The organism is Collinsella aerofaciens, from assembly GCF_039752955.1.
Lineage (GTDB): Bacteria > Actinomycetota > Coriobacteriia > Coriobacteriales > Coriobacteriaceae > Collinsella > Collinsella aerofaciens_BI.
Genome location: NZ_JBDMHB010000028.1, coordinates 20,876 through 29,212, shown reverse-complemented (window position 1 = coordinate 29,212; position 8,337 = coordinate 20,876). Strand labels below are relative to the sequence as shown.

The 8,337-nt window shown below is 63.5% G+C and carries 6 protein-coding genes; 2 read left to right on the top strand and 4 right to left on the bottom strand.

Going from position 1 to position 8,337, the window contains the following annotated elements; genetic code table 11:
- Window positions 1-235: 235 nt before the first annotated feature.
- A complete protein-coding gene (locus ABHR75_RS07085) occupies window positions 236-2,383 on the top strand; it encodes a Tex family protein (RefSeq protein WP_346963972.1) in 2,148 nt (715 codons plus the stop codon).
- Between the two features lie 381 nt (window positions 2,384-2,764).
- Here the strand turns inward: ABHR75_RS07085 and ABHR75_RS07080 are convergent, their stop codons facing one another.
- Window positions 2,765-3,469, bottom strand: a complete 705-nt coding sequence (locus ABHR75_RS07080) for a transaldolase (protein WP_346963971.1) — start codon at window positions 3,467-3,469, stop codon at window positions 2,765-2,767.
- Between the two features lie 193 nt (window positions 3,470-3,662).
- Window positions 3,663-4,490, bottom strand: coding sequence for an HAD-IIB family hydrolase (locus ABHR75_RS07075; protein WP_346963970.1), 828 nt, complete (start codon window positions 4,488-4,490; stop codon window positions 3,663-3,665).
- A 75-nt stretch (window positions 4,491-4,565) separates the two neighbouring features.
- Here ABHR75_RS07075 and rlmKL point away from each other — a divergent pair, with 75 nt between their 5' ends.
- Complete coding sequence (rlmKL, locus tag ABHR75_RS07070) at window positions 4,566-7,124, top strand: bifunctional 23S rRNA (guanine(2069)-N(7))-methyltransferase RlmK/23S rRNA (guanine(2445)-N(2))-methyltransferase RlmL (RefSeq protein ID WP_346963969.1); 2,559 nt, start codon at window positions 4,566-4,568, stop codon at window positions 7,122-7,124.
- A gap of 94 nt (window positions 7,125-7,218) precedes the next feature.
- On the opposite strand, the gene ABHR75_RS07065 is transcribed toward rlmKL, so the two are convergent.
- Together ABHR75_RS07065 and ABHR75_RS07060 are read right to left on the bottom strand one after the other, a co-directional pair.
- Window positions 7,219-7,932 (bottom strand): response regulator, encoded by a 714-nt coding sequence (locus ABHR75_RS07065; protein WP_117648427.1) that lies wholly within the window; start codon window positions 7,930-7,932, stop codon window positions 7,219-7,221.
- A 4-nt stretch (window positions 7,933-7,936) separates the two neighbouring features.
- A partial coding sequence (locus ABHR75_RS07060; protein ID WP_346963968.1) for a sensor histidine kinase occupies window positions 7,937-8,337 on the bottom strand: 401 nt, incomplete at its 5' end.

The window sequence follows — 8,337 nt, the reverse complement described above, 5'->3', positions numbered from 1 at the left end:
GACGCGGAAATCGCGCGCCGTTGCCGCGCCCCGCAGTGCCCGCTTCCCCCGAGAACAATTATCAGTGCAGGTAGACGGCTTGTCGATTTTCGGAAAACCCAGGTATGGTCAGCCTCTACGGGCAAAACGTAGTAGATAGGTCGTTTTCGTGGCGCGGCCCCAAAACAGTCTTTTGGGACGGGTGGTATCCTTGGTAGCCCTGTGCTGCAAACGCACCTTAAACGCAAGGAGTCCCATGGATCTTATCGCCCAGCTCGCCCGCGAGCTCAACCTTAAGGCCGCCAACATCGAGGCGGCCGTCAAGCTCATCGACGAGGGCAACACCATCCCCTTTATCTCGCGCTACCGCAAAGAAGCCACGGGCGGCATGGACGACGTCGCCCTGCGCGCACTCGACGAGCGTCTGTCTTACCTGCGCAATCTTGAGCAGCGCAAAGAGGACGTCATTCTGCTCATCGACGCCCAGGGCAAACTCACGCCAGAGCTTGAGCAGCAAATTCGCGAGGCCACGCAGCTCCAGCGTGTCGAGGACCTCTACAAGCCCTACCGCAAAAAGCGCATGACTCGCGCGCAGAAGGCCCGCGAGGCAGGCCTGGAGCCGCTTGCCAACATGATCATCATGCAGGCCTCGGCCAAGGGCAGCGCACTCGACGCCGCCGCGGACTACGTCAACGAGGAGGCCGGCTTCGACACGCCCGAGAAGGCGCTCGCCGGCGCCGCCGACATCGTGGCTGAGACGGTGGCCGAGGACCCCGAGAACGTCGCCGACCTGCGCGCCTTTACGCAAAACACCGCCGACATCGTCGTCGAGGCCACCGACCCCGCCGAGAAGACCCCCTACGAGCCGTACTACAGCTATGACGAGCCGCTGCGCCGTATACCCAACCACCGCGTGCTGGCTATCGACCGCGGTGAGCGCGAAGGCAAGCTCCGCGTGCGCGTGAACGTCGACGGCGCCGCCGCCACGGCACGCCTCGGCAGCCGTTGGCCCCGCCGCCAGGGCGTCTTCGCGCCCGTCTTCGATGCCGCCATCGCCGACGGTTACAAGCGCCTCATGGCCCCCTCGCTGGAGCGCGAGGCCCGCGCCAAACTCACCGTTCGCGCTCAGACCGAGGCCATCAACGTCTTTGCCAAGAATCTCGAGGGCCTGCTCTCGGCACGCCCCGTGCGCGGCGCCCGCGTGCTCGCGCTCGATCCGGGCTACCGCACCGGCTGCAAGGTCGCCGTCATGGACGAGACCGGCAAGCTGCTCGACCACGGCGTGGTCTACCCCACCAAACCGCGCCACGACGTCGCCGGCACCAAGCGCGAGCTCGCCCGCCTCGTCAAAAAGGACGGCGTCAACACCATCGTCATCGGCAACGGCACCGCCAGCCGCGAGACCGAGGAAGTCGTCTCGGAGTTCATTGCCGAGCAGGCGCCCAGCCTTCGCTACACCATCGTTAACGAAGCCGGCGCGTCGGTGTACTCCGCCTCCGAGCTCGCCAGCCAGGAATATCCCGACCTGGACGTCACCGTGCGTGGCGCCATGAGCCTGGGCCGCCGCCTGCAAGACCCGCTGGCAGAGCTCGTCAAGATTCCGCCCCAGTCCATCGGCGTTGGCCAGTACCAGCACGACCTTGACCAGGCCGAGCTTTCGCACACCCTGGGCCACGTGGTGGAGGACGTCGTCAACCGCGTGGGCGTCGACGTCAACACCGCAAGCGCGAGCCTGCTGGGATACGTGTCGGGCATCACGCCGAGTGTGGCCAAAAACATCGTGGCCTACCGCGAGGAAAACGGCGCTTTTACCGATCGCCGTCGGCTCAAGAAGGTCCCCAAGCTGGGACCCAAGGCATATCTCAACGCCGCGGGCTTTTTGCGCATCAGCGGTGGCAAGAACCCGCTCGACGCGACAAGCGTCCACCCCGAGAGCTACGAGGTGGCCACATCCGTCCTGGAGCGCGCCGGTGTGGCGGCCAGTGAACTCAGCCGCGGCGGCGTGCCCGACATCGAGCGCCGCCTGGGCAGTATCTCGGCGCTGGCAAGCGACCTGGACTGCGGCACCCTCACGCTCATCGACATTGTCAACGAGCTCAAGAAGCCCGGTCGCGACCCGCGTGACGACGCGCCCGAGGTGGTCTTTAGCCGCTCAGCGCTTTCCATCGACGACCTGGAGCCCGGCATGGAACTCAAGGGCACGGTGCGCAACGTTGTGGACTTTGGCGCCTTCATCGACGTGGGCGTGCACCAGGACGGCCTCGTGCACATCTCCAAGCTGGCCAACCGCTTTGTCAAGCACCCCAGCGATGTGGTGCGCGTCGGTGACACGGTCAAGGTGTGGGTCGAGAAGGTCGATCGCGACCGCAAGAAAATCTCCCTCACCATGGTACAGGGGAAGTAAACCGCCAAAGCAAGGGTACCCCCTGTAGTGACGTGCAAAATCGCGAGTATTCTGCAAATTCCGCTGTTCCGGACGCCCCTCAGAGGCAATAAAGTCATAAACAGCCCCCGTTTTGGCGTCATCAGAGCCAAAACGGGGGCTGTTCCGTGCTTCAACTAGCTGGTAAAAGCCTTTACCTCGCAGAATACTCTCAATTTTGCACGTCGCAGGCGGGGGTACCTTTGCCCACGGCAGGATATGGAAGCCGAGTACCGACTTGCCAGCGAGCCCGTGTCAGCAGCCCCGGCCTTTCCTTTGCCTAGCGCGACCCTTGCGAAGCGCGTGAGCGATAGGGAAAGGAAAGGCCGAGGCGAACAGCCCGCGACGCGCTCAGTGTTCGCGCTACGGCAGAATATGGAAGCCCAAAGCGGCGATATCCTTGGCAAAACCGCGCACGGTGTCGAGCGAGACCTCGTACGGGTCGCGGCCAATGTTCTTGCGCTTTGCCAGGATGCTGTTGGGCACCGTGATGATCTGGCAGCCGCAGGCCTCGGCCTGGTAGATGTTGATGAGCTCGCGCGTGGACGCCCACAGGACCTCGCAGTTGGGCTTGGCGGCGGCCTTCTGGACCGACTCCGTCATAAACGGAATGGGGTCGACGCCGGTATCGGCGATACGGCCGGCAAAGAGCGAGATGATGGACGGCGTCTCGGTGTCAACGGCCTCGACCATCTCATCGACCTGCGCAGGCGTAAAGATGGTAGTAACGTTGACCTTGATGCCGTCGGCGGAAAGCTTGCGGACCAGATCGGCGGTGGACTCGCCCTTGGTGGTCACGCACGGAATCTTGACGTAGACGTTCTCGGCCCAGGTAGCGATCTCGCGGGCCTCGACCTCCATGGTCTCGACGTCGTCGGCAAAGACCTCAAACGACACGGACACATCGGTGATGTGAGCCAGGACCTCCTTGGCAAACGCGCGGTAATCCGTCACGCCGCCCTTCTTCATAAGGGACGGGTTGGTCGTGAAACCCTGAACGTTGCCGTTCTCGTACATGTCGAGCATGCCCTCGAGATTTGCACCGTCAGCGAACACCTTGATTGCCATCTGCCTGATTCCTTTCGCTTGCACATGGGCGTTAAACTGCTAAACACTTTACCTACGTTTATCAAGGCGTGAGCTGCGGTTTTTTATCTTCTCGGCGAACGGTATAAACACCTCAGTGTTTGGATTGATAAATCGATTGAGCATGTAAAAGCAAAGAGTCGCAGTTTGGGCAAACATCAGAACGCGGGATTCATTAGATGAGGCCGAAATGCTGCATCGCTGTGACGGTACCGTCGTGTGCGACATCGTCGGTCACGTAGTCGGCGACCGCCTTGACCTCAGGCATGGCGTTGCCCATGGCGACAGCCGTCTCGACCGCAGCGAGCATGCCCAGGTCGTTACCCGAATCGCCGAAGCCAAAGGTGCGTGCGTTGCCGGTGCGACCCAGGTATTCCAGCGCTCGCGCCACGCCCGCGCCCTTGTCGATGCCCTTGGGACTCAGCTCGCGATTCTGACCACCGGTGTTGCACAGCTCAAACTCGCGATCGATAAAGCCATCATCGTTGGCTACGCGAGCCAGGTCGCTCGCGACGATGCACACCTTGCCTACGCGCAGACGGCCGTCGACGCGCATCTCCTCGGCGCTGTGCACCACAGAGGTACCGATTAAAGACGAGCACTCAACGCCCACAGGCTCCAGCGCAAAAGTCGCAGCGTTGGACTCGAAAAAAACCTCGATGCCGGCATCCACAACGCGACGCGCAAGCTCCTCAACAATGTCTTCGTCAAAGCAGTCCTCGTGTACCACGCGCCCCTCGACTTCGAGCGTCGCCCCCGCCATGGCAACGATGCCCGCCGGGTTCAGCGCGCGTAAGCCATCGGCAATCAGCCACAAGGGACGACCCGTGCAGATAAATGCCTGGTGACCCGCGTTGCGCAGGCGACCAAATGCATCGACAACAGCCTTCGACGGATGGATTGCATTGAAGTCTTTGTCGGTCATATCGTCGGGATCGAACGACGTCAGCGTGCCGTCCACGTCAAAAAAGAGCACGGCGGAATCGGGGCACGCATCAATCATATGGGTTCCTTTCGGGGGCGAGAGTAAACGAAGTATCCATCATATAATGGAGCGACGCAACCAGAGAGGTCACCCATGGAATTTTACGCAAGCTGCCCCGAGGGCTTTGAGTCCGAACTCGCCGACGAGCTTAAACGCCTCGGGCTTTCGCATGTTCGCCGGCTGAAGGGCCGCGCTACATTTGAGGGCGAGCTCGAAGAAGGCTACCGCGCCTGTCTGTGGTCACGCCTGGCGAGCCGTGTGTTCGTGGTACTCGGGCGCTTTGAGGCGCAGGATGCCGATGAACTGTACGACAGCGTGTACGACATCGCCTGGGAGACCATCATCCGCCCCGGCGCCACCATTGCCATCACCGCCCGCGGCGTGACCGAGCAGCTGCGCAACACGCGTTTCTCGGCCCTGCGCGCCAAGGACGCATTATGCGACCGCTTGGCCGAAACCACGGGCCGTCGCGCCGATGTCGACGCCGCCGATCCCGATGTTCACCTGCTGCTTTCGCTGCGTCAGCGCCGCGCGAGCATCAGCCTGGACCTTTCGGGCGACCCGCTGTTCAAACGCCTGCCGCGTGCCGCGACCCGCGCCGGCGAGGGTACGCACGTGCTGCGCCCCGACTACGCCGCCCTGGTGCTGGCGCAGGTCGGCTGGACCGCACTGTGCGAGTGCGAGTTGACGGCCGACGATTACGAGAATGAAGCCCTTCCCACGCTAATCGATGCCTCGTGCGCCGGCGGCGGCCTGTTGCTGGAAGCCGTGAACATTCTGACCGACCGCGCCCCGGGCGCCGCACGCGAGCGCTGGGGCTTTGAGGGCTGGCAACTGCACGACGCCGCCCTGTGGGAGCAGCTGCTTGCCGAGGCGCGCGAGCGCGAGGCGGCAGCGCGCGAGCGCCAGGCGCGCATCGTGGCCGTAGACATCGACCCCGCCGCCCGCAAGACTGCCGAGCGCATGGTCAAGTGCGCCGGCTACAAGCGTTTTGTCGACTTTTGTGCCGCCAAGCCCGCCACCGTGCTGGACCGTGCGGGCGCCGTCGCCGGTGCCGCCATCGTCGCAGACACCACCGAGACCCCGCTTTCGCTCATGCACGATGCCATGACGCTCATCGGCGAGCTGCGCCGCGCCCCCGAGCTCGCTTCGGCGCCGGTCGCCGCGCTCACCCGCGACGGATTGCTGGCCCGCGCGCTCCATGCCGAGCCCGTGCGCTCCATCGCCGTCATGCCCAATAACGAGGAGGCGGCTATTGAGGTTTGGCCCTCGCTCGACCACGCCGCCGCGGCATTCGAAGCTGCGACCAGCGCAAACACCGAGGAGCAAACCGCGGACGCCGAAGACGAAGCCGCCGACACCCCCATGTCCGAACCTGCTGCCACGCTCGACTTGGGCGACGGCAAGCCGCTGCCCGTGCTCATCCCGGAGTCCGAGCAGTTCGCCAACCGCCTGCGCAAGAACGCCCGTCTGCGCCGCAAGTGGGCCAAGCGCGAGGGCGTGAGCTGCTACCGTGTCTACGATGCCGACCTACCCGACTACTCCGCCGCCATCGACCTGTACGAGGGCTGCCCGCAGACGCCGGGACGCTGGCTCGTCATCGCCGAATACGCCGCGCCCAAGACCATCGATCCCGCGCTGGCCCAGGCCCGCATGCTCGACATCTTGGCCATCGCGCCGCGTATCCTGGATGTTCCGGCCGAGCATGTGCACGCCAAGGCCCGCATGCGCTCGCGCGGCGGCTCGCAGTACGGCAAGCAGGGCGCCGGCAAGGGTGGCTCGGGCGAGCGCGCCAACATCGCGCGCCGTCGTCTGCCGCTCATCGAGGAGGGCGGCCTCACCTTTGCCGTCAACTTTGACGACTATTTGGATGTGGGCATCTTCCTGGATCATCGCGTCACGCGCAACCTGGTGCGCGAGCACGCCAAGCAGGCGCGCCGCTTCCTCAACCTGTTTGCCTACACCGGCACTGCCACCTGCTACGCGGCCGATGGCGGCGTCGAGGAGACCGTGACGGTCGACCTTTCCAACACCTACCTAGACTGGGCCGAGCGCAATATGCGCCAGAACGGCTTTGTTGGTCCGCAGCATCATTTTGTGCGCGACGACGTGCTTGCCTGGATTCGCGACCAGCGCCAGACGCGCAACCGCTGGGACCTGATCTTTGTCGACCCGCCCACGTTCTCGAACTCGTCCAAGATGGGCCGCCGCACCTGGGATGTCCAGCGTGACCATGTTGAGCTTTTGGCCGGCGTATCTCGCCTGCTTGCACAGGGCGGACATGCCATCTTTAGCTGCAATCTGCGCGGCTTCCGCCCCGAGACGCGCAAGCTCGCCCGCGCGGGCGTGGTGTTGGAGGACATTACGGCGCAGACCATCCCCGAGGATTTCGCGCGCAACCAGAAGGTGCACCACTGCTATATCGTGCGCCGCCTGCCCATCGAGGACGCCATGGCCGAGGTCGGCTTTAGCGCCGAGGAGATTGCCGAGCGAACCGAGGAGCTGCGCAACCCCGAAGCCCGCAAGCCTCGCACAACGGCGCCCGCGCACGCGCAGGCCGGAGACCGAGGGCCGCGCGGCAACGGCAAACCCTCCCCTGCCAGCAAGTCCAAAAAGAAGAAGTTCTACGCCAGCAAGCCCAAGGGCAAATAAAAAAGTTGCGGTGGAATACGGACTGTTTTGCCTGGAATTAGGCAAATTTACACCGTATTTCACCGCAACTCATATTGGGATGGTGGTTGGCGATCTAGCCTTGGGTGACCAGGCGATAGCCGATACCCACATGCGTCTGGATATAGCGCGGATGCGCGGGGTCGGACTCAATCTTCTTGCGCAGCGTGCCCATAAAGACGCGCAGGCTCGCCAGGTCGCTCTTAGTTGCCGTGCCCCAAATCTCGTGCAGGATAAACTGGTGCGTCAGTACCTTGTCGGCGTTGTGTGCCAGCAGGCACAGGAGCTTATACTCGATCGGCGTCAGATGCAGTTCCTCGCCATCCATCGTGGCGATGCCGGCATCAAAATCGATATGCAGCTCACCGGTATCAAACGAACCCTCGGAGGCAACGCCGCCCGTCTGCGCATACGAAAGACGCCTGAGCGTCGTGCGAATGCGCGCGAGCAGTTCCTCGACCGAAAACGGCTTGGTCAGGTAGTCGTCGGCACCGGCATCGAGCGCGCGGATTTTGTCCGCATCCTCGCTGCGCGCCGAGACCACGATGATCGGCATGCCCGACCATGCGCGCACCGACTCCACCACCTTGACGCCGTCCATATCGGGCAGGCCCAGATCGAGCAGCACAATGCTCGGCGCCTGCGATGAGGCGGCGGCGATAGCGGCATGGGCGGTCTCCACAGCCATATGGCGCAAGCCGTGCGCCTCGAGCGCGGCAACGATAAGATTGCGAACGGCGGGGTCGTCCTCAACGACCAAGATGAGCGGTTTTACGGCAGAGTTCGGCACAGCGTTACTCCTTATCAAACGAAACATCGGCGGCAGGAAGCTCAATCGTAAAGACCGAGCCGTGCGGGTCCGCCGCGGCAACCTCTATGCTACCGCCATGCGCCAGCGCAATAGAACGGCAGAGCGAAAGACCCAGGCCAACGCTGCGGTGGCTGTCGGCCAGACCATGGTTGGCGGTATAGAACGACTCGAAGATCCGTTCGCGATCCTCGGGTGCGATGCCCGGACCATCATCGGCCACCGAGCACGCCACGCGTCCATCGTCGACGCTAATCGAAATCATGATATGCGAGCCCGCGGGCGTATAGGTGATGGCGTTGTTCACCAGATTGACCACCAGCTGCACCATCAGGCGCGCATCGACATTGACGAGCGCCGGCTCATCGCACGCCACCACCTTAAGGT

Coding starts and splice junctions, on each gene's coding strand:
- rlmKL (WP_346963969.1), top strand. CDS start 4,566: ATGGAATTTTACGCAAGCTGCCCCGAGGGCTTTGAGTCCGAACTCGCC.
- ABHR75_RS07080 (WP_346963971.1), bottom strand. CDS start 3,469: ATGGCAATCAAGGTGTTCGCTGACGGTGCAAATCTCGAGGGCATGCTC.
- ABHR75_RS07085 (WP_346963972.1), top strand. CDS start 236: ATGGATCTTATCGCCCAGCTCGCCCGCGAGCTCAACCTTAAGGCCGCC.
- ABHR75_RS07075 (WP_346963970.1), bottom strand. CDS start 4,490: ATGATTGATGCGTGCCCCGATTCCGCCGTGCTCTTTTTTGACGTGGAC.